Genomic DNA, 24,221 nt, shown 5'->3' on the forward strand with positions numbered 1-24,221 from the left:
CACACGTCCCTTTGCCCGCCGCAACCCATCAACAACCCGGAGATTTCCAGTGAGCGAGAAGATTCTGCATCTGAATGATGACGACTTTGAAGATAAGGTACTCAAAGCCGATGGTCCCGTATTGGTGGATTACTGGGCAGAGTGGTGCGGTCCCTGCAAGATGATTGCTCCGGTGCTGGAGGAGATTGCCAACGACTATGACGGCAAACTGACCATCGCCAAGATCAATATCGATGACAACCCGTCTACGCCGCAGCGTTATGGGGTGCGGGGCATACCGACGCTGATGCTGTTCAAGAATGGCGAAGTGGAGGCCACCAAGGTGGGCGCACTCTCCAAATCGCAGCTGGCGGCTTTCCTCGACAGCAATCTCGCTTGAGGCGGATGCGGCCCGTCTCGTCGCGGTTTCTGGACGGGCCCAATTACCTGTGCTATTTTTTCGCCAGAACTAAAGAAACTTCCTCTTAAGTCCGTGCCGGTTCCGGCGCTCCCCCTCTGATAGTTCTTGGACTCGACGCCTGCTCGCTCGAGTAACTCAATTCCAGCAACTGTTTCCTGAAAACCCGCATCCTCATTCTTAACCTATGAACCTTACCGACCTGAAGCGCAAGCCTGTTTCCGAACTGATCGAAATCGCCGAGTCCTTGGATATCGAAGGCGTGGCCCGAACCCGCAAACAGGACCTGATCTTTTCCATACTCAAGAAGCAGTCGAAGGGCGGCGAGGACATCTACGGCGACGGGGTGCTGGAAATATTGCAGGACGGATTCGGCTTCCTTAGGTCGACGGACAGTTCCTATCTGGCGGGCCCCGATGACATCTATGTGTCTCCCAGCCAGATACGCCGCTTCAGTCTGCGCACAGGCGACACGATTTCCGGCAAGATCAGGCCCCCTAAGGAGAGCGAACGCTATTTCGCCATGCTCAAGGTGGAGCAGATCAACTACGAACCGCCTGAAAACGCCAAGCACAAAGTCCTCTTCTCCAATCTCACGCCACTCTTTCCCAAGTCCCGCTTCGTCCTGGAGCTCGGCAACGGCACTACCGAAGACCTGACCGCACGCGTCATCGACCTCATCGCCCCTATCGGCAAGGGTCAGCGTGGTCTTATCGTGTCGCCGCCCAAGGCGGGAAAGACCATGATCCTGCAGAACCTGGCGCATTCCATCGCGGAGCAGAACCCGGAGTGCTATCTGATCGTGCTGCTCATCGACGAGCGCCCGGAAGAAGTAACGGAAATGCAGCGCAGCGTGAAGGGCGAAGTGGTGTCCTCCACCTTCGACGAACCGCCCGCCCGCCATGTGCAGGTGGCGGAAATGGTCATCGAGAAGGCCAAGCGCCTGGTGGAGCACAAGCGCGACGTGGTGATCCTGCTGGATTCCATCACCCGCCTGGCCCGCGCCTACAACACGGTGGTGCCCTCGTCCGGCAAGGTGCTCACCGGCGGTGTCGACGCCAACGCCCTGGAGCGGCCCAAACGCTTCTTCGGCGCGGCCCGCAACATCGAGGAAGGCGGCAGCCTGACCATTATCGCCACGTCCCTGATCGATACCGGCTCGCGCATGGACGAAGTGATCTACGAGGAATTCAAGGGCACCGGCAACATGGAACTGCATCTGGAGCGCAAGATTGCCGAGAAGCGCATCTATCCAGCCATCAACATCAACCGTTCCGGCACGCGCCGGGAAGAGTATCTGGTACCGCAGGAAGAACTGCAGAAATGCTGGATCCTGCGCAAGATCCTGCAACCCATGGACGAGATGGCGGCCAGCGAGTTCCTGCTGGGCAAGCTCAAGGACACCAAGACCAACGGCGAGTTTTTCGACTCCATGAAGCGCTGAGGCCGCGCTCAGGAAATCGTGGCGGAGGTTTCGGCGACGGCGGGCTTGCCGTTGCTGACAAGCAGCAGCAGGGAGGCTTCGTTGGCTGGCAGGGGCTTGCTGAAGTAGTTGCCCTGAATGTGGCGGCAGCCATTGTTGCGCAGGTATTCCGCCTGCTCCCGGGTTTCCACGCCCTCCGCCAGCAATTCCAGGTTCAGGCTCTTGCCCACGGCGATGATGGCCGTGGTGATGGCCACGTCTTCCGGGTTGTCCGGGATGCCGTCGATGAAGCTGCGGTCGATCTTCAGGGTGGCGATGGGAAAGCGCTTGAGGTAGCTCATGGACGAATAGCCGGTTCCGAAATCGTCGATCGAGAAGCGGATGCCCATGGCGCGCAGGCGCATCAGCTTGCGCATATTGGCGCCGGAACCGTCCATAAGCGTGCTTTCGGTGAGTTCCAGTTCCAAAAGGCGCGGGTCCATGCCGGTTTCCAGCACAATCTGCAGCACTTTCTCCGCCACGGTGTCGTCCTTGAACTGACGCCCCGAGATATTCACGCCCAGCACAAAAGGCACCGCGCATTCTGCCTGCCAGATTGCGGCCTGGGCGCAGGCGGTGCGCAGCACCCACTCCCCCAACGGCACGATGAGACCGCTGTCTTCCGCGATGGGAATGAATTCGGAAGGGCTCACTGTACCCAGTTCCGGATGGCTCCAGCGCAGCAGGGCCTCCATCCCGGTGATGCGGCCGGACTCCAGATCGAACTGCGGCTGGTAATAGAGGACAAACTCGCTGCGCTCTAGCGCGCGCCGCAAATTGTTCTCCAGGGTCAGCCGATTGAGCGCGCGCCCTTTCATTTCCGGTTGGAAGAACTGGAAGGTGTTCTTGCCGCGTTCCTTGGCCGAGTACATGGCCGTATCCGCGTTCTTCAGCAGGGTACCGGCCTCGGTGGCGTCATCGGGACAGAAGCTGATGCCGATGCTGGCACCGACGAAGATCTGGTGCTGATCCAGGGTGAAGCAGGTGGAAAATGCCTGGATGATCTTTTCGGCGACGGCCATGCAATCTTCCGGGTGTTCCACCTTTTCCAGAATCACCGCGAACTCGTCGCCGCCGATACGGAAGATGTAGTCGCCGCTGCGCAGCAGCGCCTTCAGTCGTCCGCCCACATCCTGCAGGAGCAGGTCGCCGACCGCGTGGCCTAGGGTGTCATTGATGATTTTGAAGTTGTCCAGATCGATGAACATCAGCGCCGTGCGTTCGGCGAAGGAATTCGCGCCGCCGATGATGTGCGCCAGGCGCTCGTTGAAATAATGCCGGTTGGGCAGTCCGGTCACCGTGTCGTAGTAGGCCAGGCGGTCCAGATGCTCCTCGGCGCGGCGGCGCTCCGACAGTTCCTCGCGCAGGCTGCGATCGCGGTGCTGGATCTGCTCCAGCATGTCATTGAAGCAGTGGGCCAGGGAACCCACTTCGTCGCTGCTATGCACTTCCGAGCGCAGCGAGTAATCCTTGTGCCGCGAAACCTTGCGCATCAGGTCTGTCAGATTGAGCAAGGGGGCGGTGATAGCCGTCTTTAGTCGCTGCAGCACCAGAAAGGCCAGCAGCAGAGCGATGCTGGCCGAAAACGCGATAATGCTGAGATAACGCGGGAGTGTGCGGTAGAGGTCGTGAGGGTCGGCCTCGATCAGCAGGTCGCCGATTTTCTCGTCGCGCACCTGAATGTCCTGCCAGAACTCGAGGGCAGATGGAAACAAGGAGGGTGGGTGCGTCGTTACCACGGCGCCTTCCGCCGGAGCCGCAAGATTGGCATCCCGCGCATAGGACGCGAAGGGTTTGTGGTCCGGCAGGTATATCACGGCGCGGGTTACGGCGGGCGAGGCCTGCAGGGCCGAAAGGATCTCGGTGGCTTCATCGCGGTCCTGGAACAGGACGGCAGCCGACGCATTGCTGGCGATCATGCGACCGTCGGCCATGAGATTTTCCAGCAAGGTTTCGCGCTGGTACCACAATTCATGCAGGGTCAGGAACACCAGCACCAGACCGAGGGCAAACCCGGTGGTAGCCATGTTGATGAACTGGAGTTTGGTCTCGATGGACAGATTCTTGAAGCGTGACCGGATCATCGTGAACCCTAGTAGACGCGCTTGGCCAGACGCAAGAGCCTGGAGCTGATGTCGAGCCGGGCGGCGCGGGCTGCCGTCATGTTGACGTCAAAGGAAACCCGTTCATCCTCCATTTGCATCTCGATCATGACGCCACGGTCCAGGAAGCCCGGGGCGTCGCTGACAGTAAGCGCCCCCTTTTCGCGGGAGAGTTGGACCCAGCGCGGAAGGCTATCGGCCTCCGAATCCGCGATGAAAACGATCTGGCACTGCGCGCCCATTTCAGGAGCTTTCGGATGATCCACCTGCAAGCGTAGCCCCCCCGTGACTTTCTGACTCAGCTTATCGAATTCGCCTTCGAAGGTCTCCTCGGCGGCTACGCACAGGTGCAGCAACCCATCTGAGGGCTTTGGCCAGTCGATGAATTTGGCGAAGTTATAGATGAACGCGGCCTTCAAGGCGTATTCCGACACGTCAGTTTGAGCCTGCGCCGCCCCTGCCAGCAGCATGCCCATGAAGCCGCACAGGCGTATGGCTCGCGCCAGTTTCAGCGGGGTGGGGCCTGCCGCCCAAGTCAAAATGACCACCGGACCGTGGCAAGGAAGTCCCGTTCCAGGTAGGTGGGCGTGACCGCGAACGAACGTGTCCATTCGCGATGGTATTCGCTGCTGAGGTTGCGCCCCATCAGGGACAGTTCGAGCTGGCTCAATGGCTTCCAGGTGAGTTGCGCATCCAGCGTGAAGTAAGCCCCCAGGTTCTGGGTCGGCGTTTCCCCCACGTAGCGCAGGGCCATATCGAAGCGGGTATTGCCCGGCAGAGACAGGGACGAGCTCAGGAAGAACTGGTTATTTGGATTGTTGCCTTCGTCGGCGGCGGCCTCGGTATAGCCGCTGCCCGGCTTGACCTTGAGGGACATGTATTGATAGGTGTATCCGCCCTGCAGACGCCATGTATCCATGGGGCTCCAGCTCACGCTGAGTTCGGCGCCATAGGTGTGGCCGTACAGGAGGTTGCCGAAGGTCAGGGGGCAGTTCACGTAGCCGGCAGCCGGAAGGGCGGAGCAGGGCAGGGGCTCTATGGACTCCAGGCTCTTGTAGTCGTTGTAGTAGATTGCCAAATCGGTTGCCAGGTCGCGCCGCCATTGGGCGCGGTAGCCCAGTTCGTAGGCGATCACTGATTCGGAATGGAACTGGCGGTTGCCCGTCAGTCTCAGCAGGGTCGGCAGGGGCGCGTCGGGCGGGCTCGGGGGCAGTGTCAGGGCGTTATATCGAAGATCCTGCTCGACCCAGGAAGGCATGCGCACCGCCCGAGAAACGGCTAGCCAGGCGCTGTTTTTGTTGTCGGGTGTCCATAACAGGCGGCCGGTGGGCTGGATTTGGTAGCCCACCAGGTTCCGGTGCTCTAACTTGCTTCCGAGGGTGAGCCTCAGCTGTTCGGGAATAAGCTTGATCTCATCCTGAAGAAATAGGCTGAAGAGATGATCGTTGCGCTCATCGGGCACCATCGCCGTGGTACTGCTCGGGGCGCTGTCCCCGTGCATGTAGCGGTAGCCTCCGCCCCAGGTGATGTGGTTCCAGTCACCCACAGAGAAATCGTGTTGCAGATCCACGTCCACGATATCAATCAGGAATCGTGAGCCTTGAACCGGATTGTGCCGGTTGTTCTGGTCGTAATAGAACTGCAAGGCGAGGCCGGAGTCCTCGGCGAGGCGGCGGTTCCAGCGCGACAGGAGATTGAAGCCGTCGCTGTGAATGTCGCCGGATTGCTGGCGGACATAAGGCGGTGCCGGGTAGTAGTCATTGATCGGAGCGCCGCCGTCACTGTTGTGGAACACATCACCCTGGACCGTCAAGCTGTCATCCGCCGACAAGCGGCTGTCGATGCGGAAGCCGCCGCGTCCGGAACGCCAGTCGTCGCCCGCGTCCTTGCCATTGGCATCCTTATAGGCGTCCCGGTCGAAATATTTGCCGTACACGCGATAGTCGCTGCTCTCGCCCAGGCGCCCGCCGTAGCGCAGTCCCACCGCTCCGTTCTCCAGCGTACCCGCGGAGGCGGATAGTAGGCCTCCGGCGGTATTCTTGGCCGACTTGGTGATGATGTTGATGACACCGTTCACCGCGTTGGCGCCCCACAAGGACGCGCCGGGGCCGCGGATCACCTCGATCCGCTCGATATCCTCCATCAGGGTGTCCACCGTATCCCACCAGACGCCGGAGAACACCGGGGTGTAGACACTGCGCCCGTCCATGAGCACCAGCAGTTTGTTCGCCAGGGTATCGTTGAAACCGCGCGCGCTGATCGCCCACTTGTTGCGGTCCACGCGGGCGACTTGAAGGCCTGGGACCATGCGCAGGGCTTCGGGGATGGTTGCCGCTCCCGAGCGGCGGATATCGTCCTGGCTGATCACGAAAATGGCGGCGGGCGAGTCGGAGAGGCGTGCAGGGCGTTTGGCTACGGAAGTGACCTTCACTTCGAGCAATTTGTCCAGGGGCAGGTCGGTCAGTTCCTGTTCTTGAGCAGGCTGATGGGCGGCGGCGTAGAGCGGCAGGCAACCCACAAACAGGAGCGATGCCCAGAGCGTCATCGGCTTTCGTCCATGTAAACCGGGCGCAGTGGGATTCATGTGTCAGCCTGACCTTGGCTTTTTATGATTTGCTTATAGTATCCGATCTGGCGCATACCTTGAAGGCGCAGGGTTCGTGGGGTAGCGCAACTGGTGTAAGATACGGCCATTGTTTCTGATTTGGAGCGAGCCATGACCATCCCGGCCGAGAGCGACGTGCGCCGCGCGCTCAGTACCGTCATCGACCCCTATGCCAATAGTGATCTCGTCACCTCCAAGGCGGTGCGCAAGATCGAAGTGGATGGGTCGCGTATAGGCATTGAAATCAGGCTCGGCTATCCCGCAGCCGGCTGGAAGGACGCCCTGGTCGGTATGGTCATGGACGCGGTCCGCGCTGTGCCCGGCGTCGAGACTGTCGGCGTGGACGTCGGCTGGGAGGTGATATCCCACGCGGTGCAGAAGAACCTCAAGCCGCTGCCGGGTGTCAAGAACATCGTCGCGGTCGCTTCGGGCAAGGGCGGCGTGGGTAAGTCCACCACCTCGGTGAACCTGGCCTTGGCCTTGGCGGCGGAGGGCGGGCGGGTCGGCATTCTCGACGCCGACATCTACGGCCCCAGCCAACCCACCATGCTCGGCTTGTCGGGCAAGCCCGAGATACTGGAAGGCAAGGGCATCAGGCCCAAGACCGCCTACGGCGTGCAATCCATGTCCATCGGCTATCTGATCGACGACGACACCCCCATGATCTGGCGCGGGCCCATGGTCACCGGGGCGCTGCAGCAGTTGCTCAACGATACGCGCTGGGAGGATCTGGACTACCTCATCATCGACCTTCCGCCCGGCACCGGGGATATTCAGCTGACCCTGGCGCAGCAGATTCCCGTCAGCGGCGCGGTAATCGTCACCACGCCCCAGGACATAGCCTTGATGGATGCCCAGAAGGGCCTGAAGATGTTCGAGAAGGTCAGCGTGCCCGTGCTGGGCATCATCGAGAACATGAGCGTGCATATCTGCTCCAACTGCGGGCATGAGGAACACATTTTCGGCGAGGGCGGCGGACGCAAGATGGCGCAGAAATACGGCGTCGACCTGCTAGGCTCGCTGCCGCTGGACATCAAGATTCGTGAGCAGGCCGATGGCGGCCACCCAACCGTGGTGGCCGAGCCGGAGGGTCCGGCGGCGATGCGCTACCGCGAGATCGCACGGGCCATGGCGGCGCGCCTGGCCTTGCGCGCCAAGGACTACAGCGCCCGTTTCCCCAAGATCAGCATCGTGAACGGATAAGCATGGGCATCAAATCCGACAGTTGGATCCGCCGCATGGCGCTGGAGCAGGGCATGATCGAGCCCTTCGAAGCCCAACAGGTGCGCAACCTGGACGGCAGACGGGTGATTTCCTATGGCACTTCCAGCTATGGCTACGATATCCGCTGCTCCAGCGAGTTCAAGATCTTCACCAACATCAACTCGGCCATCGTCGACCCGAAGAACTTTGACGAGGACAGCTTCGTCGACCTGCAGTCGGATGTGTGCATCATCCCGCCCAATTCCTTCGCGCTGGCGCGGACGGTGGAGTACTTCCGCATTCCCCGCGATGTGCTGACCATTTGCCTGGGGAAGTCCACCTATGCGCGCTGCGGCATCATCGTCAACGTGACGCCACTGGAACCCGAGTGGGAGGGCCATGTGACCCTGGAGTTCTCCAATACGACCACCCTCCCGGCCAAGATCTACGCCAACGAGGGCGTGGCGCAGGTGCTGTTCATCGGCGCCGACGAGGTGTGCGAGACGTCTTACCGTGATCGCGGCGGCAAATACCAGGGCCAGACCGGCGTGACCCTGCCCAAGACCTGACTTCCGTTTTCGCCGCCGGACCGCGCTTCACGTCGGGCCGTTGCGGCTTTCTTCACTGTGGATTTTGCGATGACCAACTCCGATCTGTTCGAAGCCGCCAAGGCGCACATTCCCGGCGGCGTCAATTCTCCTGTCCGCGCCTTCAAGGGCGTGGGCGGCTCGCCGGTGTTCGTGGCCAGGGCCGAAGGGCCTTATCTGTTCGACCCTGACGGCCGGCGCTATATCGACTATGTGGGCTCCTGGGGACCGATGGTGTTGGGGCACGCTCACCCCGAAGTGCTGCGCGCGGTGCATGCGGCGGTGGATCGAGGGCTGAGCTACGGTGCGCCGACGCCCATCGAGACCGCCATGGCGGACAATATCTGCGAACTGGTGCCCTCCATGGAGATGGTGCGCATGGTCAGTTCCGGCACCGAAGCTACCATGAGCGCCATTCGCCTGGCCCGTGGCTTTACCGGGCGCGACACCATCATCAAGTTCGAGGGCTGCTATCACGGGCATTCCGACTCGCTGCTGGTGAAGGCCGGATCCGGCGCCTTGACCCTGGGTGTGCCCAGTTCCCCCGGCGTGCCCGCGGCGCTGGCGGAACACACCTTGACACTGGCCTACAATGACGTAGCGGCGGTGCGTGAGTGCTTCGCCCAACTGGGCCGGAAGATTGCCTGCGTGATCGTCGAGCCGGTGGCCGGCAACATGAACTGCGTGCCGCCGGCGCCGGGTTTTCTGGAGGCCTTGCGCGAGGTTTGCGATCAGACCGGCGCGCTGCTGATCTTCGACGAGGTGATGACCGGCTTCCGCGTCGCCCTGGGGGGCGCCCAGGCGCTCTATGGCATCCGGCCGGACCTGACCACCCTGGGCAAGGTCATCGGCGGCGGCATGCCGGTGGGCGCGTTCGGCGGACGCCGCGATGTGATGGAGCAACTGGCGCCGTTGGGCCCGGTCTATCAGGCCGGCACCCTGTCCGGCAATCCGGTGGCCATGGCGGCGGGATTGAAGACCCTGGAGCTGATTGCGGCGCCGGGGTTCTTCGAGGCGCTGACGGCCAGGACCCAGGGGTTTACGCAAGGGTTGCGCGCCGCCGCTGAGCGGGCCGGGGTTTCCTTCACCACCAATGCGGTGGGCGGCATGTTCGGCCTGTTTTTTAGCGATCGTGGGCAGGTCGGGAGCTTTGGCGATGTCATGGCCTGCGATGTTGAGCGTTTCAAGGCTTTCTTCCACGGCATGCTGGAGGAAGGGGTGTACCTGGCGCCTTCGGCCTTCGAGGCGGGCTTCGTGTCCGCGGCCCATGACGAGGATGTCATTGCGGCGACCCTGGAGGCCGCGGAGCGCGTCTTCAATCGCCTGTGAGCGATGGGGAGGTGAAGTATGCGATTGATCGTGTTGATAACGATGCTGGCATTGGCCGGCTGCAATACCTGGGCGGGGCTGGGCAAGGACATGCAGACCGTGGGCAAGAAAATGGAGGACTCCGGCGAGCGCCGCCGTTGACGTAGACGCTGCGCCTAAGGGAGCCGCCGCTTGCTATAATCCCCGCTTTTTCGCGATTGCAGTCCATGTCCGAGTACCTGTCCGAAATCCAGCGGCGGCGCACCTTCGCCATCATCTCCCATCCCGACGCGGGTAAGACCACCCTGACGGAAAAGCTGCTGCTGTTCGGCGGCGCCATTCAGCTGGCGGGCTCGGTCAAGGGTCGCAAGGCCGCGCGCCATGCCACCTCGGACTGGATGGAGATGGAAAAGCAGCGCGGGATTTCCGTGACCACCTCGGTGATGCAGTTCGATCATCAGGACTGTATCCTCAATCTCCTGGATACCCCCGGTCACGAGGACTTCTCCGAAGACACCTACCGCACCCTGACGGCGGTGGACTCGGCGCTGATGGTGATCGACAGCGCCAAGGGCGTGGAGGACCGCACCATCAAGCTCATGGAAGTGTGCCGTTTGCGCGACACGCCCATCCTGACCTTCATCAACAAGCTGGACCGCGAGGGCCGCGAACCCATCGACCTGCTGGACGAGATCGAGAGCGTGCTGAAGATCCAGTGCGCGCCCATGACCTGGCCCATCGGTATGGGAAAGCGCTTCAAGGGCGTCTACAACCTGATGGAGGACTCGGTGCATCTGTTCAGCCCGTCCCATGGCGACAAGATCGTGCGCGGCGAGGTCATCCAGGGTCTGGACAATCCCAAGATGGACGAAGTGCTGGGGGATCAGGCGGACGAATTGCGCCTGGACATCGAACTGGTCAAGGGCGCGAGCCATGAGTTCCGCGTGGACGCTTACCTGGAGGGCAAGCAGACGCCGGTGTTTTTCGGCTCGGCCATCAATAATTTTGGCGTGCTGGACCTGCTGGACGCTTTTGCCGGTTTTGCCCCGCCGCCCGGCCCTCGAAAGGCGCGGGAGCGCCAGGTCGACGCCAAGGAGGAGAAATTCACCGGCTTCGTCTTCAAGATCCAGGCGAACATGGACCCGGCCCACCGCGATCGCGTGGCCTTCATGCGCATCTGTTCGGGCAAATACGACAAAGGCATGAAGATGCACCATGTGCGTACCGGCAAGCAGGTGCAGATCGCCAATGCCATCACCTTCCAGGCCGACACCCGCAAGAATGTGGAGGAGGCCTATGCCGGCGACATCATCGGCCTGCACAATCACGGCACCATCCAGGTGGGCGACACCTTCAGCCAGGGGGAAACGCTCAAGTACGAGGGCGTGCCCTACTTCGCCCCAGAGTTATTCCGGCGTGTGGTGCTCAAGGACCCGCTGCGCGCCAAGGCGCTGCAGAAAGGCCTGCAGCAGCTGACCGAGGAAGGGGCGACCCAGTTGTTCAAGCCCCTCAAGAACAACGACCTGATCCTGGGAGCAGTGGGTATCCTGCAGTTCGATGTGACGGCCTTCCGCCTGAAGGCGGAATACAACGTGGAGTGCGTCTACGACAATGTCTCGGTGACCACCGCGCGCTGGGTCAGCTGCGAGGACCCGAAGAAGCTGGAGGAGTTCAAGCGCAAGGCCTTCGACAACCTGGCGGAGGATGGCAGCGGCTATCTGGTGTATCTGGCTTCCAGCCGGGTGAACCTGGCCCTGACGGAAGAGCGCTGGCCCGACATCCATTTCAGCGCTACGCGGGAACTTTAAGTCCCCGCGTACCGCTCATTCGATTACCGCATCCTGGCTGTCCTTCTGCCCCTGGTTGTCTTCCCAACTCACCCGGATCGGATCGCCGGGCTCGCCACCCTTCAAGCGCACGGACACATAGGGATCGCGCGAGACCGCCGTGCTGAAGTCGCAGCTTGCGACGGTGCGCGCCTTATGTTCTATTCGCACGGTGCGGATATAGTGTGCGGCGACCGTCTCGCCGGTCATTTCATCCTTGCGCCGGCCGGTCTCCATGGGGTGGGTGATGAGGACCCGGATCAGGGTCGCGCCGTCCACGCGCTTGGTGCGTATCTTGATCGTTGACACAGGTTTCTCGCGGCAGCTTGAGGGCATCAGCTTATGGAAAACTCCGGGGGCCGGCAAGGACCGGCACGCCATGTCTGATCGCAGGACCTTCCTGAAGCGCGGAAGCTTGTGCCTGGCGGCCTGGCTGGCGACGATGCGTTGGCGCCCGTCCTGGGCCAAAACTGTACCGGCCGGCAGCCTCGATCAGGCGCTGGCGGCGGCTATCGGTCGGCGCCGCTTGCTGCAGGCGCCCGCTGGAGAGCTCAAGTTGGAGGTTCCGGATATCGCGGAAAATGGCGCCATCGTGCCGGTGACGGTCGAGAGCAGTCTGCCTGCCGTGGACGAGATTCTGCTGCTCGTGGAGAAAAACCCCACACCCTTGGCCGCGCGATTCCGTTTCGAGCGGTCGATGGACCCCTACGCGTCTTTGCGCATCAAGATGAATGAGAGCTGTGACGTGCTGGCCGTGGTGAGGTCAGGTCAGGATTATTACGTCACGCGCAAGGCCGTGAAGGTGATGGTTGGCGGCTGCGGCTAGACAGCCTTCAGGAATTGCGCCAGCAACCGGTGCAAGTCCGTCATGCCCTGGGCCAGGAAAACCTCGATCTCGGCCATGCTGATCTCCCGCTCCGTCTTGCCGGCGGCCCAGTTGGCGATGACGGCGCAGCACGCATAGGGGGTTTCCAGTTCCCGCGCCAAGGTGGCTTCTGGCATGCCCGTCATTCCAACCAGGTCACAGCCATCGCGCTCCATGCGGACGATCTCTGCGGCGGTCTCCAGGCGCGGGCCTTGGGTGCAGCCGTAGACCCCGCCGTCCACCATCCGCAGGTTAGCCGCATGACCTGCCGCCAGCAGGCGCTCGCGCAGTCCGGGGTCGTAGGGCCGGGTGAAATCGATATGGGTGACATGCTGCAGATCGTCCTCGAAGAAGGTATGACTGCGGCCGTAGGTGTAGTCGACGATCTGCTCGGGTATCGCCAAGCGCCCCGGTGCCATGTCCGAGCGGATGCCGCCCACCGCCGCCACCGCCACGATGCTGGATGCGCCTGCCTGATGCAAGGCCCACAGGTTGGCGCGGTAGTTGATGCGGTGCGGCGGCAGCGTATGAGCGTCGCCGTGACGGGCCAGGAACACCAGCTCTTGGCCGAATAGGGTGCCGAAGGTCAGGTCGGCCGACGGTGTGCCATAGGGCGTGTCGAAGCGTCTGCGTTCGCTGATCTGAAATTCGGCGAGTCGGGTCAATCCCGACCCGCCTATGATGGCAAGGCGTGTCATAGGTTCAGGCTTCCTTAGGTTGAACTGAAACGGCAGGCGAAAATGCCGGCCGCGTTGCGCAGATAGCGTTTGTAATCCATGCCATAGCCGAACAGATAGCGATTCGGCGCCTTGAGGCCCACGAAATCCGCCTGGCAGGGCTTGTCGATGCCGAGGTCTTTGTCCACCAGCACGGCGGTGTGGACTTCACGGGCTCCTTCGGCGCGGCAGTAGGCCGCCACCGCGGCCAGGGTGATCCCTTCGTCCAGAACGTCATCGACGATGAGGACCGAACGCTCCCGCAAGGGCAGGGCCGGCTTCAGCAGCCATTCGATATGGCTGCCCTGGGTCTGCCCCTGGTAGCGGGTGGCCTGCACGGAGTCGAGCTCCAGCGGAAAGTCCAGATGGGTGAGGAGCTTGCCAGCGAAGATGATGCCGCCATTGAGTACGGTCAGGACGATGGGGTTGGCGTCCTCGAGGCACTGCGTGATTTCCTGCCCCAGTTGGCTGATGGCTGCCTCGACCTCCGTTGCGGAAAATAGCAATTCCGCCTCGGCGGCGACGCGCCGAATATCATCGATTTGATTCATAAGAGGATTCAGGCTGCCAGCATGCGGTTTACCCACGCGTGCGCGTCCTGCCAGCGGGGCGTCTGCCGCAGCGTGGCGGCGTCCAGTGCCGCTCGAGCACGCATACGGATCAGCCGGTCCTGGCGAACCGCCGGGGCCGGTGGTAGATGATCCAGAACCTGAGCAGCAGCATCCGGGTCGTTGCAGACCAGGACCATGTCGCAGCCCGCCTCCAGGGCCATGGAGGCACGTTGGCCGAAATCGCCGGCGAATGCGGCTCCGGCCATGGAAAGGTCATCGCTGAAGACGGCGCCGTCGAAGCCGAGTTCGCCGCGCAGTACGTGTCCGATCCAGTAGCTGGAAAAGCCAGCCGGGCGCGAATCCAGTTGGGAATAGACCACGTGGGCGGGCATCACGCCTTCCAAGCCGTCGGCGATCAGTCGCCGGAAAGGCACCAGGTCCTTCGCCGCGATCTCGGCGTAGCTGCGCTTGTCTTCCGGTAGCGCGTGATGGGAGTCTAGTGAGACGGCGCCATGTCCCGGAAAATGTTTGCCTACCGCGGCCATTCCGGCGCCGCGCATGCCGTGGGCAAAGGCCTGCGCGCAGCGGCCCGCCGATTCCGCATCCCGCGCGAAGGATCGGTCACCTATGACCTGGCTGATGCCGCAGTCGACGTCGAGCACCGGCGCGAAGCTGAAGTCCACGCCGACGGCAAGCAGTTCGGACGCCATCAGCCACCCGGCATCCTCCAGGCCATTGTGCAACGCAGCCTCGTCGCTTCCGAAATAGTCGGCGTAGCGCGCCGCCGGGGGCAGGCGGGTGAAACCCTCCCTGAAGCGTTGCACGCGCCCGCCCTCGTGATCCACGGCGACGAGGATGCCGGGACGTGCCGCTCGGACGCTGGCATTCAACTCTGCCAACTGGTCGGGCGATTCGAAGTTGCGGCTGAACAGGATCAAGGCACCGACAGTGGGGTGTTGCAGCCGCTCCCGCTCCTCGGGCAAAAGCTCCGTGCCCTTTAGGTCGAGCATGACTGGACCGAGGGGTGTAAGTGGTTCCATAGCTTGGGTTACAGTGTCTGGGGGCGAATATTTTAATCTATAATCAGGCCGACTCGATGTATATCCCAAGCTTCCGACCGGAGATTTCTACGTGAGGCAGTTTTTCGCCGCTACCCTGAGTGTTTTGCTTCTCCTGTTCAGTCTGGCGTTAGGTGCCAACGAAGGTGGCGGCGAGAAGGAAGGGGGAGGCATCGTAGGGCCGCAGTATGTTCCACTGGAGCCGGTTCTGGTCAACCTGGACGGGCGCCGACACTATATGCGCGTCGTGATCCAGGTTTTGATGGAAGATGCCGGCAGTGCCGAAAAGCTTGGTTCGCACATGCCGGCTATTCGCCACAGCCTGATCATGTTGCTGAGCGGCCGTAACCTGGATCAAGTCTCTACTGTTCAAGAGCGCGAGAGTTTGCGCGTGCAGGCTCGAGAGGAGGTCCGCAAGGTGCTGGAAACCTTCCACGCCGGGAAAGGTGTCAAGGACCTGTTTTTCACCGATTTCATGGTTCAGTGAGGTTCACACATGCCCTACGTCAAAATCCAGGTCAACCGTAAGCTCGAGGCGGAACAAAGCCGTGAACTGCTGAAGCATGTTTCGCAGCGCGTCGCCAAGGAGCTCAGCAAGCCAGAGAGCTATGTGATGGTTGAAGTGACGGACAACACGGCCATGCTGTTTGGCGGGAACGATGCCCCGGCCGCCATGGTCGAACTTAAAAGCATCGGACTCCCCAGCGTGCTTAATCGGCCTCTCTCGAAGATGCTGTCGGGTGTCTTGAATGAACGCCTGGGGATTGAACCATCTCGCGTCTATGTGGAATTTACGGATGTAACGGGAAGTTCCTGGGGGTGGAATGGAGCCACGTTCTGATCGGCGGGCTCTTAGTGCCCCTCTCGCTGACGCTGGCGCTCTTCCATCTTGGCGAGTTGTTCCGGAGTGGCCGGGGTCTGGAATTTTTGCTTCCATTCGGCGTAGGGCATGCCGTAGATGATTTCCTGGGCCTTGGCATAGTCAATGTCGAGCCCTTTCTCCTGGGCGGCGGCGCTGTACCATTTGGCCAAGCAGTTACGGCAGAAATCGGCCAGCAGCATGAGGTCGATGTTCTGAACTTCGGTATGCTCGCGCAAGTGCTGCAGCAGGCGGCGGAACGTGGCGGCTTCCAGTTCGGTTTCGGTCTGTTCGTTCATGGTGTTGGCTCCTGGGTGAACCTTCGGGGCTGGGTCGGAGGGGCGCCATGTTAATGGCAAGTCAGCCTGTGGGACAAGTGGGCGCGCGCAGGACCCTGGCTGCCGGGGGTGGTTAATGGCGCAGTGTTTGTGTAAGATTCGTATCTAGGGGAAATTTACCAATTTAAGGTGGTCTTGTTGGCCGCCGCTTTGCACCGCAATGGAGATAAACAAGGCACCGGTTTCGTCGCAGTTCATGGCGTCGCTGCTTCGGCAGCGCGATGTGAGCGTCGTGTCCAAGAAAGTCGATGCCGTCACCGAGATCCAAGGGCCGGCGGCGGAAAAACAGGACACACCGAGGCGGGCTCTGTCCGCGGAAGACCTGCGTTATGCCCTGGAGGCCTTGGATGAGAGTCAGGCGTCACGGGGAGAGCGTGCGCAGCCGGAAGGATACACCCTCCACAATCGCGCGAGGATGGCGCTGAGTGCCTATACGGCCCAGCAAAACCAGACGCGCGACGATAACAGCCGTTCCCTGCGGGAGATGCTGGGCGTTGACTTTTACGCCTGACCGCTGCCCCGCGGCGACAGCTCCAAGCCGAAATACTCCATGAAGCTATTATTCGATTTCTTCCCGATACTTCTGTTTTTCGTCGCTTTCAAACTGTTCGACATCTACGTGGCAACTGCAGTAGCCATCGCCGCGAGTTTCGTGCAGGTGGGGGTTTCCTGGTGGCGTCACCGCAAGGTCGAACCGATGCACTTGGTAACGTTCGCCATCATCGTGGTCTTTGGCGGTCTCACGCTTTACCTTCAGGATGAGCTTTTCATCAAATGGAAGCCCACCGTGATCAATTGGTTGTTTGGCATTGTTTTCCTGGCCAGTCATGCGATTGGCGAGAAGACCATGATCGAGCGCATGATGGGCGCTAGCCTGGAATTGCCCCGTGAGGTGTGGACTCGCTTGAGCCTGAGTTGGACGGCTTTCTTCCTCCTGCTGGGCGGCGTCAACCTGTTCGTGGTCTACAGCTTCGATACGGCTACCTGGGTCAATTTCAAGCTATTCGGCATGATGGGCCTTACCTTGGTGTTCGTGATCCTGCAGTCTGTCTATCTTGCCCGGCACATGCCGCAAGCCCAATCTGAGGAATAGCCCTTTGCTCTACGCCATACTCAGCGAGGACGCGCCGGGCACGCTGGAACTGCGCCTCGGTGCCCGCCCAGCGCATCTGGCCCGCCTGGAAGCTCTGCAGGCGGAAGGTCGGCTGATACTGGCGGGCCCCCACCCGGCGGTTGATTGTCCGGATCCGGGGCCCGCGGGTTTCACGGGCAGCCTGGTCGTCGCAGAATTTGCGACCCTGGAGGCCGCCCAGGCTTGGGCCGACGATGACCCTTATTTGCGTGCCGGGGTGTATGCCCGGGTAACCGTTAAGCCATTCAAAAAGGTATTGCCTTCATGACGACGCGTGTCGAAAAGATTCGAGAGCTGATCGAACAGGCCTTGGCCCCGGAAGTGTTCGATTTGTATGACGACAGCCATAGCCATGCCGGGCACGCCGGTGCTCAGGCCGGCGGCGGCCATTTCTATGCGACCATCGTTTCCAACTCATTCGAGGGGTTGACGCCTGTGCGGCGCCATCAACTCGTTTATCAGGCGCTGGGCGACATGATGAAGGCGGACATTCATGCGCTGAGCATCCAGGCGTTCACCCCGGTTGAATTCAAACAAAAGGAAAAACAGGAATGAAACAACGCTCACTTTTGACTGTAGCCATCGCGGGCGCTCTCGCGCTTGGCGGCTGTGACAACGCTGGCAAGGGCAAGCAGGCCGACACGGGCAAATCGGCCGAAGTGCCGGTGCTGGTCGAGGTCAAGGATGCGGTCGCCGTGGTCAACGGCAAGCCGATCAGCAAGGAATCGGTGACGATCATGACGTCTGAGATCGAGCAGCGCCGCGGGCCCAACAGTGCGCCGGAAGACAAGATCGTCGATGAACTGATCTCGCGGGAATTGCTGCGTCAGGAAGCCGAGAAGCAAAAACTTACCAGTGATCCGTCCAACGCCGCCCGTGTGGAAAATACCCTGCGTATCGTGCTGTCGCAGATGGCTGCCGAGGACTTCATCAAGAAGGCCCAGGTTACCGAGGAAGAGCTCAAGAAGGAGTACGAGCAACGGGTGGCGGCCATGAAGCGCACTGAGTACAAGGCACGCCACATCCTGGTGGAGAAGGAGGCGGACGCCAAGGACATCATCGCCAAGCTGCAGAAGGGCGCGAAATTTGCCGATCTGGCGAAAAAGTTCTCCAAGGATCCGGGCAGCAAGGAGAATGGCGGCGATCTGGGCTGGTTCAGCGCCCAACAGATGGTTGCACCCTTCTCAGAGGCGGTCGCCAAGCTGAAGAACAACGAAACCACCGCGGCTCCGGTTCAGACGCAGTTCGGCTGGCACGTGATCCTGCGCGAGGACGAACGCGAGCAGGCGCCGCCGCCGTTCGATCAGGTCAAGGAACAGCTCAAGAACATGATGCAGACGCAGAAGCTGCAGGAGCACATTGCGGAATTGAAGAAGACCGCGAAAATCGAGCATACCGCTCCGCCCAAGACCGAGGCTCCCAAAGCGGCCGAGCCTGCGGCCGGTGCCGCGGCGCCTGAGGAAGGTGCGGAAGCCGAGCCCGATAACAGCGTGGAAGCCGGCAAGCCGGCGCCCGCCGAGGCTGAAAAGGCGGCTGCTCCCGCTGAACCCGTCGAGGCGGCACCCGCCGCCAAGCCAGCGAAATAGCCGGTCGCTTCCTGGTCTGCCGGGCCCTAAGCCCGGCGGCACCGGACGGATCCGAATTCGCCGCGAAGCCTCAGCAAGCCGTCATTCGAGACTTCGTTTCTCCCGAAAATAGCACGCCTGCGTTGACCACCCGGTTGCGGCCGCTTTTCTTGGCCTGATATAGGGCCGAATCGGCCATTTCCACCAAGCGCGTCCCAATCAGGCCCTCGCTCATATCCACCAGGGAGGGATTCAAAGTCGCGACCCCGACTGAAAGGCGCACGGGAATGGCTTCGCCTTCCTTGCCGCTCAATTCCAGGTGCGCGATACGCGAGCGGATGCGTTCGGCCACTTCCAGTGCCCGCTGTTCTGATGTGACGCCGAGGAGGACAACGAATTCCTCGCCGCCGTAACGCGCCAGGACGTCGTTGTTGCGAAGGAGTGAGCGCACATGCCCAGCCACTTCGGCCAGCACCCGGTCGCCAGTCTGATGCCCAAAGGTATCGTTGATGCTCTTGAAATGGTCAATGTCCAGAAACAGGCAGGACAGGCACTCGCCGCTGCGAATGACCCGATCCACCTCTTCACCCAGGCGTTGATCGAAAAAACGCCGATTGTTCACGCCGGTGAGCGTGTCGATTAGGCTGGTACGCCTCAGCAGCTCAAAGTTCAGGGTGTTCTCCAAGCACACGCTCAGCACGCTGCTGAGCCGGTCCAGAAAGTCGGTGGCCATATGTTCGCAGAAGCGCACGGGATCGTTACTTGCAAAATTGAGGCTACCCAATAGTCTGCCACGCCGGTATAGGGGCAGTAGTGCCATGCTGCCGCCGTCCGCTAAAATCTGCCCGAAGAAGATCGCGGACTTTTCGCTCTGGTGCGGTCCGAGATAGGCGTGACCACCTTTGCCGAATACCTTTTCCAGGGCGCCGACATCCGTGTGGAGAATGAGTCCATGCTGCTTTTCCACCTGCATGCCATCTTCGCTCAGGCATTTACGCAACTCCTGCTTTTCGTCAACCAAAAGGAGCGTGACTTGATTCAGTTCGAAGACGCTGCGGGTATCGTGCAGGGTATGTTCCACCAGTTCCCGCAGGGAATTCAGCGCAAGCAGATTGGTTTCCAGCCGTTGAAATCGGTGCAGTTTGATGTCGTTCTGGCGAACGCAGTCGATGAGCTCAAACAGGTGGCTTTCCAGTATACATAAGCTGGTATTTAAGTCGTCCAACTGAGGGGTTTCCTTGGGGAATGCTGGCAAGGCCGAAACTCGCGTAAGACTAGCACAATTCCGTTTATCTAAGCATTTCGCTTGCCGTTCAATCGGAGTTATCGAGGGGCGCCTATCCGAGCGGAAGCCCGTTTTAGCGTGATGCAAAGATGCAGTCTGGCAGGTTGTCTGTTGCTGGCATCTTGTTTGCCTATAATGGCAAGAGCTTCTACCATGGTTCCAGGCTTCGCCACTTCGAATCACCGTTGAGGGATTTGGCGCAACCAGCGTGTTAAATGACGGGTTGGCGCGTCGAGCCGGACGGAGAAGCACCATTGCGATGGAAATGATCAGCACACAACAGAGGAGTCAATGAATAAAACTGCACTGATTACCGGCATCACCGGACAGGATGGCGCCTACCTGGCGGAGTTTCTGCTGCAGAAAGGGTATCAGGTTCATGGCATTAAGCGCCGGGCATCCCTTTTCAATACCGACCGTGTGGATCACTTATATCAGGACCCGCATGTCAAGAATCGTGATTTTGTTCTCCATTACGGGGACTTGACCGATTCCACCAATTTGATCCGCATTGTCCAGCAGACGCAACCGGATGAAATATACAACCTGGCGGCACAAAGCCATGTGCAGGTATCGTTCGAAACGCCGGAATACACCGCCGATGCTGATGCCATGGGAACCCTGAGGCTGCTTGAGGCGATCCGTATTCTAGGCTTGGAGCGCAAGACACGGTTTTACCAGGCTTCCACTTCGGAGTTGTACGGGAAGGTCCAGGAAATTCCACAGAAGGAAACCACGCCCTTCTATCCCCGTTCTCCTTACGCCGTGGCCAAGCTCTATGCCTACTGGATCACGGTCAATTACCGCGAGGCTTACGGGATCTATGGCTGCAACGGCATTCTGTTCAACCATGAATCGCCCCTGCGGGGCGAAACCTTCGTGACCCGCAAGATCACCCGTGCCATCGCCCGCATCAAGCTGGGACTGCAGGAGTGTCTCTATCTGGGTAATCTGGATGCCAAGCGCGACTGGGGCCACGCCCGTGATTACGTGGAAATGCAGTGGCTGATGCTACAGCAGGACGAGCCAGACGATTATGTGATCGCCACCGGCGTGCAGTACACCGTGCGCGAATTCGTGACCGCCGCCGCCCAGGAGTTGGGTATCTCCATCCGCTGGGAGGGGCAGGGCGTGGACGAAAAAGGCTATGACGTGACAACAGGGAAGTGCATCGTGGCGGTGGATGAGCGTTATTTCCGACCCACGGAAGTGGAGACCCTGCTGGGGGATCCCACCAAGGCGAAGACGAAGCTGGGTTGGGTGCCAAAGATTACCTTCGAGGAACTGGTGCGGGAGATGGTGCGCGAGGATCTGACCGCCGCAGAGCGAGATGCCTTGTGCAAGCGCGAAGGTTACAAGGCGTTCGATTACCATGAGTAAGTTCGAAGTCAGCAAGGACTCCAAGATCTTTGTCGCCGGGCACCGTGGCCTGGTCGGCTCGGCCCTGGTTCGGCGCTTGCGGGCGGGGGGCTACGTCAATCTGCTGTTGCGGACCCGACAGGAGTTGGACTTGTGCGATGCAGACGCGGTCCATGCCTATTTTAGGAAGGAACGACCCGATGTGGTCATCGATGCCGCCGCGAAAGTGGGCGGGATTCACGCCAACAATACCTATCCGGCGGATTTCATTCGGGACAACCTGCTGATTCAGCAGAACCTCATTGATGGCGCCTACCGCGCCGGCTGCGGCAAGTTCGTATTCCTGGGATCGTCCTGCATTTATCCCAAACTGGCGCCGCAACCCATGCGCGAGGAGTATCTGCTTTCAGGCCCCCTGGAACCCACCAACGAGTGGTACGCCGTGGCCAAGATCGCCGGAATCAAGATGTGCCAGGCCTACCGGCGGCAGTATGGATTCGATGCGGTTAGCCTGATGCCGACCAATCTGTACGGGCCGGGGGATAATTTCAATCTGGAAAACTCCCATGTGCTGCCGGCGCTGATCCGCAAGTTCCACGAGGCCAGTCTGGCTGGCGCTGATGAGGTGGTGATCTGGGGTACGGGCGCGCCGCGGCGCGAATTCCTGCACGTGGACGATATGGCCGACGCCACCGCTTTCCTGATGGAAACCTACTCCGATGAGGCGATAGTCAACGTCGGCACTGGGGAGGACGTTAGCATTCGTGAATTGGCCGAGCTTGTCGGTACGGCGGTCGGTTTCAAAGGCGCTTTACGCTTCGATTCCAGCAAGCCGGACGGCACGCCGCGTAAATTGCTGGATGTAAGCCGCTTGTCAGACCTGGGTTGGAAGGCACGCATTCCCCTGAAGGAAGGTATCGGCTCGACCTACGCCTGGTATTTGCAGCACCAGGACGACTACCGCGGCTGAATAGTGGTGCGCGGCGACCGCCGCCGCGCGCCTTGCCTGGCACATGTTTACCAATTTGGGCTGGGTATATCTTAAAAGGGAATGTCGTCGTCGAAGCCTTCGTCGAACGCAGAGGGCGAGCGCGCCGGCTCGCTGGTGCCAAAACGCTCCGACTCGCCTCGCGATGACGGCGCCCCCGAACCATAGCCGCCGCCTGATCGCGGCGCGCCTTCGCCGGCGCGGTCAAGCATCTGCATTTCGTTGGCGATGATGTCGGTGCTGTAGCGCTTCTCGCCGTTCTTTTCGTACTGGCTGGTACGCAGACTCCCCTCGATGTAGACCTTGCCGCCTTTCTTCAGGTATTCCGCAGCAATCTCCGCCAGTCGCCGATAGAACACGACGCGGTGCCACTCGGTGCGTTCCTGCTGCTGACCGGTCTGCTGGTCCTTCCAGGTTTCGCTGGTGGCGATGCGGATGGTGGTTACGGCGCCGCCGTTGGGCATATAGCGGGTTTCCGGATCCGCCCCCAGATTACCGATCAAAATCACTTTGTTGACGCCACGACTGGCCATGCTGCGTTCTCCTTAGTTTTGGCCTGCGCGCGCGTACTGGCCACGCGGCAGGATGAGGTTGTTCAGGGCGTTTCTGTCCAGAGCGGACCGGTCGACTTTAAGATAGGCTACCCCGTCTTCCGCGATGACCACGGCTTCCGCCACGCCGGACACTCGCAGGAACTCTTCGCTCAACAGCGAGGCCTCGTCGGCCGCCAACTCGCCGATGCGGATCAGCAGGCTGCTCAGGTGCCGTGGGGGTTGCATGCCGCAGGCGATTCCGAACCAGACCAGGCCGATCGCCGCGCAGAACAGGAATACCGAGTGGACGCCGTAATGGCCGTATATCCAGCCGCCAGCGGCGCCACCCACGAATGCGCCAAGGAACTGAGCCGTGGAATAGATGCCCATGGCCGTGCCTTTCAGATCCGGTGGCGCGACCTTGGACACCATGGAAGGCAGTGTCGCTTCCAGCAGGTTGAAGCCGGTGAAAAAGACATAGAGCAGGAAGGCTATGGACCATAAGTTGTCGTCCATCGCCTGCAGGCTGCCTTCGGCTGCCGCTACCAGGGCGATGAAGCCCAGAAAGACCGCTTTCATCTTGCGCCGTTTTTCCGCCAGGATTACGAACGGAACCATGCTCACCATGGAGAACACGAATACCGGCAGGTAAATCATGCCGTGTTTGCTGATGTCCAAGTGCAGGTTGTCGCGCAAGACCAAAGGCAGGGCCACAAAGGTGGCGGTCAAGATCAGGTGCAGGGCGAAGATGCCGAAATCCAGGCGCAGTAATTCCCGGTGGCGCAGAACCTTCGCGAATTGGGCCGGCATGGCCTGCGTGTCGCGGTGAAAGCTGCTTACGACGGGCGTTGGGACGGCTAGGTAAAGCACGCCGATAGCGGCGATGGAGAGGACGCCGATAATCCAGAACAGACCTTTCACCCCTACCCAGCCGGAAATCACGGGTCCAGCTACCATGGACAGGGCAAAGGATATGCCTATGCTTATGCCGATCAGTGCCATCGCCTTGGTGCGATGTTCCTCGCGTGTGAGGTCGGCGGCGAGGGCCATGACCACGGCGGCCACCGCCCCTGAGCCTTGGATCGCGCGGCCCGCGATGATGCCGTAAATTGATTCGGAGAGCGCCGCGACGACGCTGCCGGCAGCAAAGATGACCAGGCCGATGGCGATGACCTTCTTGCGGCCGAAACGGTCCGACCACATGCCGAAAGGGATACCCACGATGGCTTGAGTCAGGCCGTAGGCGCTGATGGCAATTCCGATCAGGAAGGGGGTCGCGTCGGGCAGGTCGCGCGCATAAACCGAGAACACCGGCAGAATCATGAACAGGCCCAGCATTCGCAGCATGTAGATGCCCGCAAGGGAGACACTGGCCCGCAGTTCAGTGCCGGTCATGGGGCTGTCGATTTCGAGGGGCTCCTTCAAGTGGGATACTCCGGTCACGCTTGCCAAAACCTGGCTATGTTACCAGTTTCAATCGCC

General features: G+C 60.8%; 28 protein-coding genes. 17 read left to right on the forward strand and 11 right to left on the reverse strand.

What is annotated here, in order from left to right:
- The first annotated feature begins 49 nt into the window (after positions 1-49).
- Positions 50-379, forward strand: coding sequence for a thioredoxin TrxA (trxA, locus tag EK23_RS04075; RefSeq protein ID WP_045224054.1), 330 nt, complete (start codon positions 50-52; stop codon positions 377-379).
- 205 nt (positions 380-584) lie between these two features.
- Entirely contained in the window at positions 585-1,841 is a 1,257-nt protein-coding gene (gene rho / locus EK23_RS04080) for a transcription termination factor Rho (protein ID WP_045224055.1), read from the forward strand.
- A gap of 8 nt (positions 1,842-1,849) precedes the next feature.
- Here the strand turns inward: rho and EK23_RS04085 are convergent, their stop codons facing one another.
- From EK23_RS04085 to EK23_RS04095, 3 genes are read right to left on the reverse strand one after another with little or no spacing between them, the layout of a single operon-like run.
- A complete protein-coding gene (locus tag EK23_RS04085) occupies positions 1,850-3,943 on the reverse strand; it encodes a putative bifunctional diguanylate cyclase/phosphodiesterase (protein WP_045224056.1) in 2,094 nt (697 codons plus the stop codon).
- An 8-nt stretch (positions 3,944-3,951) separates the two neighbouring features.
- A complete protein-coding gene (locus tag EK23_RS04090) occupies positions 3,952-4,500 on the reverse strand; it encodes a YfiR family protein (RefSeq protein ID WP_052807912.1) in 549 nt (182 codons plus the stop codon).
- On the reverse strand, positions 4,497-6,506 hold the full coding sequence (locus tag EK23_RS04095) for a TOL_0244 family TonB-dependent receptor (RefSeq protein ID WP_045224057.1): 2,010 nt from the start codon (positions 6,504-6,506) through the stop codon (positions 4,497-4,499). The genes EK23_RS04090 and EK23_RS04095 overlap by 4 nt, the downstream gene beginning before the upstream one ends.
- Positions 6,507-6,677: 171 nt before the next feature.
- On the opposite strand from EK23_RS04095, the gene apbC reads away from it, so the two are divergent.
- The 5 genes from apbC (at position 6,678) to EK23_RS04115 (ending at position 11,472) form a co-directional block, all read left to right on the forward strand.
- Positions 6,678-7,769 (forward strand): iron-sulfur cluster carrier protein ApbC, encoded by a 1,092-nt coding sequence (gene apbC / locus EK23_RS04100; RefSeq protein WP_045224058.1) that lies wholly within the window; start codon positions 6,678-6,680, stop codon positions 7,767-7,769.
- 2 nt (positions 7,770-7,771) lie between these two features.
- Entirely contained in the window at positions 7,772-8,338 is a 567-nt protein-coding gene (gene dcd / locus EK23_RS04105; RefSeq protein ID WP_045224059.1) for a dCTP deaminase, read from the forward strand.
- Positions 8,339-8,407: 69 nt separating this feature from the next.
- Positions 8,408-9,685, forward strand: coding sequence for a glutamate-1-semialdehyde 2,1-aminomutase (hemL, locus tag EK23_RS04110; protein WP_045224060.1), 1,278 nt, complete (start codon positions 8,408-8,410; stop codon positions 9,683-9,685).
- Between the two features lie 18 nt (positions 9,686-9,703).
- On the forward strand, positions 9,704-9,826 hold the full coding sequence (locus EK23_RS22345) for an entericidin A/B family lipoprotein (protein ID WP_082053924.1): 123 nt from the start codon (positions 9,704-9,706) through the stop codon (positions 9,824-9,826).
- 65 nt (positions 9,827-9,891) lie between these two features.
- On the forward strand, positions 9,892-11,472 hold the full coding sequence (locus tag EK23_RS04115; protein ID WP_045224061.1) for a peptide chain release factor 3: 1,581 nt from the start codon (positions 9,892-9,894) through the stop codon (positions 11,470-11,472).
- Positions 11,473-11,487: 15 nt separating this feature from the next.
- Here EK23_RS04115 and soxZ read toward each other — a convergent pair whose 3' ends face one another.
- Entirely contained in the window at positions 11,488-11,799 is a 312-nt protein-coding gene (gene soxZ, locus EK23_RS04120) for a thiosulfate oxidation carrier complex protein SoxZ (protein ID WP_235281905.1), read from the reverse strand.
- Positions 11,800-11,869: 70 nt separating this feature from the next.
- On the opposite strand from soxZ, the gene soxY reads away from it, so the two are divergent.
- Entirely contained in the window at positions 11,870-12,316 is a 447-nt protein-coding gene (soxY, locus tag EK23_RS04125) for a thiosulfate oxidation carrier protein SoxY (protein ID WP_045224062.1), read from the forward strand.
- On the opposite strand, the gene EK23_RS04130 is transcribed toward soxY, so the two are convergent.
- From EK23_RS04130 to nagZ, 3 genes are read right to left on the reverse strand one after another with little or no spacing between them, the layout of a single operon-like run.
- Positions 12,313-13,053 (reverse strand): S-methyl-5'-thioinosine phosphorylase, encoded by a 741-nt coding sequence (locus EK23_RS04130; protein WP_045224063.1) that lies wholly within the window; start codon positions 13,051-13,053, stop codon positions 12,313-12,315. The two genes, soxY and EK23_RS04130, sit on opposite strands and share 4 nt — an antisense overlap.
- 14 nt (positions 13,054-13,067) lie before the next feature.
- Complete coding sequence (locus EK23_RS04135) at positions 13,068-13,622, reverse strand: hypoxanthine-guanine phosphoribosyltransferase (RefSeq protein ID WP_045224064.1); 555 nt, start codon at positions 13,620-13,622, stop codon at positions 13,068-13,070.
- Positions 13,623-13,630: 8 nt separating this feature from the next.
- Positions 13,631-14,632: a beta-N-acetylhexosaminidase gene (gene nagZ / locus EK23_RS04140; RefSeq protein WP_097990865.1), complete on the reverse strand. Its 1,002-nt coding sequence runs from the start codon at positions 14,630-14,632 to the stop codon at positions 13,631-13,633.
- A 121-nt stretch (positions 14,633-14,753) separates the two neighbouring features.
- Here nagZ and EK23_RS04145 point away from each other — a divergent pair, with 121 nt between their 5' ends.
- Together EK23_RS04145 and EK23_RS04150 are read left to right on the forward strand one after the other, a co-directional pair.
- Positions 14,754-15,167, forward strand: coding sequence for a flagellar basal body-associated FliL family protein (locus tag EK23_RS04145; RefSeq protein ID WP_052807913.1), 414 nt, complete (start codon positions 14,754-14,756; stop codon positions 15,165-15,167).
- Positions 15,168-15,176: 9 nt separating this feature from the next.
- Positions 15,177-15,521 (forward strand): phenylpyruvate tautomerase MIF-related protein, encoded by a 345-nt coding sequence (locus tag EK23_RS04150; protein WP_045224066.1) that lies wholly within the window; start codon positions 15,177-15,179, stop codon positions 15,519-15,521.
- Positions 15,522-15,532: 11 nt separating this feature from the next.
- Here EK23_RS04150 and EK23_RS04155 read toward each other — a convergent pair whose 3' ends face one another.
- Positions 15,533-15,838 carry a DUF1244 domain-containing protein gene (locus EK23_RS04155; RefSeq protein WP_045224067.1) on the reverse strand — a complete coding sequence of 102 codons (306 nt, stop codon included), beginning with the start codon at positions 15,836-15,838 and terminating at the stop codon, positions 15,533-15,535.
- 199 nt (positions 15,839-16,037) lie between these two features.
- Between EK23_RS04155 and EK23_RS04160 the strand changes: the two genes are divergently transcribed.
- Genes EK23_RS04160 through EK23_RS04180 form a run of 5 tightly spaced genes read left to right on the forward strand, consistent with a single transcriptional unit; the run spans position 16,038 to position 18,595 of the window.
- Positions 16,038-16,388 (forward strand): hypothetical protein, encoded by a 351-nt coding sequence (locus EK23_RS04160; protein ID WP_045224068.1) that lies wholly within the window; start codon positions 16,038-16,040, stop codon positions 16,386-16,388.
- Between the two features lie 39 nt (positions 16,389-16,427).
- Positions 16,428-16,970 (forward strand): septation protein A, encoded by a 543-nt coding sequence (locus EK23_RS04165; RefSeq protein ID WP_045224069.1) that lies wholly within the window; start codon positions 16,428-16,430, stop codon positions 16,968-16,970.
- A 4-nt stretch (positions 16,971-16,974) separates the two neighbouring features.
- Entirely contained in the window at positions 16,975-17,277 is a 303-nt protein-coding gene (locus EK23_RS04170; protein ID WP_045224070.1) for a YciI family protein, read from the forward strand.
- A gap of 41 nt (positions 17,278-17,318) precedes the next feature.
- Positions 17,319-17,564: a BolA/IbaG family iron-sulfur metabolism protein gene (locus tag EK23_RS04175; RefSeq protein WP_327037029.1), complete on the forward strand. Its 246-nt coding sequence runs from the start codon at positions 17,319-17,321 to the stop codon at positions 17,562-17,564.
- Complete coding sequence (locus EK23_RS04180; protein ID WP_045224072.1) at positions 17,561-18,595, forward strand: peptidylprolyl isomerase; 1,035 nt, start codon at positions 17,561-17,563, stop codon at positions 18,593-18,595. The genes EK23_RS04175 and EK23_RS04180 overlap by 4 nt, the downstream gene beginning before the upstream one ends.
- A 70-nt stretch (positions 18,596-18,665) precedes the next feature.
- On the opposite strand, the gene EK23_RS04185 is transcribed toward EK23_RS04180, so the two are convergent.
- On the reverse strand, positions 18,666-19,829 hold the full coding sequence (locus tag EK23_RS04185) for a GGDEF domain-containing protein (protein WP_235281906.1): 1,164 nt from the start codon (positions 19,827-19,829) through the stop codon (positions 18,666-18,668).
- Positions 19,830-20,150: 321 nt separating this feature from the next.
- Between EK23_RS04185 and gmd the strand changes: the two genes are divergently transcribed.
- Entirely contained in the window at positions 20,151-21,239 is a 1,089-nt protein-coding gene (gmd, locus tag EK23_RS04190) for a GDP-mannose 4,6-dehydratase (RefSeq protein ID WP_045224074.1), read from the forward strand.
- A complete protein-coding gene (gene fcl, locus EK23_RS04195) occupies positions 21,232-22,188 on the forward strand; it encodes a GDP-L-fucose synthase (RefSeq protein ID WP_045224075.1) in 957 nt (318 codons plus the stop codon). The genes gmd and fcl overlap by 8 nt, the downstream gene beginning before the upstream one ends.
- A 71-nt stretch (positions 22,189-22,259) precedes the next feature.
- On the opposite strand, the gene EK23_RS04200 is transcribed toward fcl, so the two are convergent.
- Together EK23_RS04200 and EK23_RS04205 are read right to left on the reverse strand one after the other, a co-directional pair.
- Positions 22,260-22,739 carry a single-stranded DNA-binding protein gene (locus tag EK23_RS04200; RefSeq protein WP_045224076.1) on the reverse strand — a complete coding sequence of 160 codons (480 nt, stop codon included), beginning with the start codon at positions 22,737-22,739 and terminating at the stop codon, positions 22,260-22,262.
- Positions 22,740-22,751: 12 nt separating this feature from the next.
- Positions 22,752-24,164 (reverse strand): MFS transporter, encoded by a 1,413-nt coding sequence (locus EK23_RS04205; RefSeq protein WP_327037030.1) that lies wholly within the window; start codon positions 24,162-24,164, stop codon positions 22,752-22,754.
- Between the last annotated feature and the right edge of the window lie 57 nt (positions 24,165-24,221).

It is taken from the genome of Methyloterricola oryzae (genome assembly GCF_000934725.1).
In the GTDB taxonomy this organism is placed as follows: domain Bacteria; phylum Pseudomonadota; class Gammaproteobacteria; order Methylococcales; family Methylococcaceae; genus Methyloterricola; species Methyloterricola oryzae.

Bases quoted from the DNA above. Each gene is read 5' to 3' on its own strand.
- EK23_RS04165 (WP_045224069.1), top strand. From the start codon at position 16,428: ATGAAGCTATTATTCGATTTCTTCCCGATACTTCTGTTTTTCGTCGCT.
- soxY (WP_045224062.1), top strand. From the start codon at position 11,870: ATGTCTGATCGCAGGACCTTCCTGAAGCGCGGAAGCTTGTGCCTGGCG.
- EK23_RS04180 (WP_045224072.1), top strand. From the start codon at position 17,561: ATGAAACAACGCTCACTTTTGACTGTAGCCATCGCGGGCGCTCTCGCG.
- EK23_RS04200 (WP_045224076.1), bottom strand. From the start codon at position 22,739: ATGGCCAGTCGTGGCGTCAACAAAGTGATTTTGATCGGTAATCTGGGG.
- EK23_RS04150 (WP_045224066.1), top strand. From the start codon at position 15,177: ATGCCCTACGTCAAAATCCAGGTCAACCGTAAGCTCGAGGCGGAACAA.
- EK23_RS04135 (WP_045224064.1), bottom strand. From the start codon at position 13,622: ATGAATCAAATCGATGATATTCGGCGCGTCGCCGCCGAGGCGGAATTG.
- hemL (WP_045224060.1), top strand. From the start codon at position 8,408: ATGACCAACTCCGATCTGTTCGAAGCCGCCAAGGCGCACATTCCCGGC.
- EK23_RS04130 (WP_045224063.1), bottom strand. From the start codon at position 13,053: ATGACACGCCTTGCCATCATAGGCGGGTCGGGATTGACCCGACTCGCC.
- gmd (WP_045224074.1), top strand. From the start codon at position 20,151: ATGAATAAAACTGCACTGATTACCGGCATCACCGGACAGGATGGCGCC.
- EK23_RS04160 (WP_045224068.1), top strand. From the start codon at position 16,038: ATGGAGATAAACAAGGCACCGGTTTCGTCGCAGTTCATGGCGTCGCTG.
- EK23_RS04115 (WP_045224061.1), top strand. From the start codon at position 9,892: ATGTCCGAGTACCTGTCCGAAATCCAGCGGCGGCGCACCTTCGCCATC.
- apbC (WP_045224058.1), top strand. From the start codon at position 6,678: ATGACCATCCCGGCCGAGAGCGACGTGCGCCGCGCGCTCAGTACCGTC.
- fcl (WP_045224075.1), top strand. From the start codon at position 21,232: ATGAGTAAGTTCGAAGTCAGCAAGGACTCCAAGATCTTTGTCGCCGGG.
- rho (WP_045224055.1), top strand. From the start codon at position 585: ATGAACCTTACCGACCTGAAGCGCAAGCCTGTTTCCGAACTGATCGAA.
- dcd (WP_045224059.1), top strand. From the start codon at position 7,772: ATGGGCATCAAATCCGACAGTTGGATCCGCCGCATGGCGCTGGAGCAG.
- EK23_RS22345 (WP_082053924.1), top strand. From the start codon at position 9,704: ATGCGATTGATCGTGTTGATAACGATGCTGGCATTGGCCGGCTGCAAT.
- EK23_RS04085 (WP_045224056.1), bottom strand. From the start codon at position 3,943: ATGATCCGGTCACGCTTCAAGAATCTGTCCATCGAGACCAAACTCCAG.
- EK23_RS04155 (WP_045224067.1), bottom strand. From the start codon at position 15,838: ATGAACGAACAGACCGAAACCGAACTGGAAGCCGCCACGTTCCGCCGC.
- nagZ (WP_097990865.1), bottom strand. From the start codon at position 14,632: ATGCTCGACCTAAAGGGCACGGAGCTTTTGCCCGAGGAGCGGGAGCGG.
- EK23_RS04095 (WP_045224057.1), bottom strand. From the start codon at position 6,506: ATGACGCTCTGGGCATCGCTCCTGTTTGTGGGTTGCCTGCCGCTCTAC.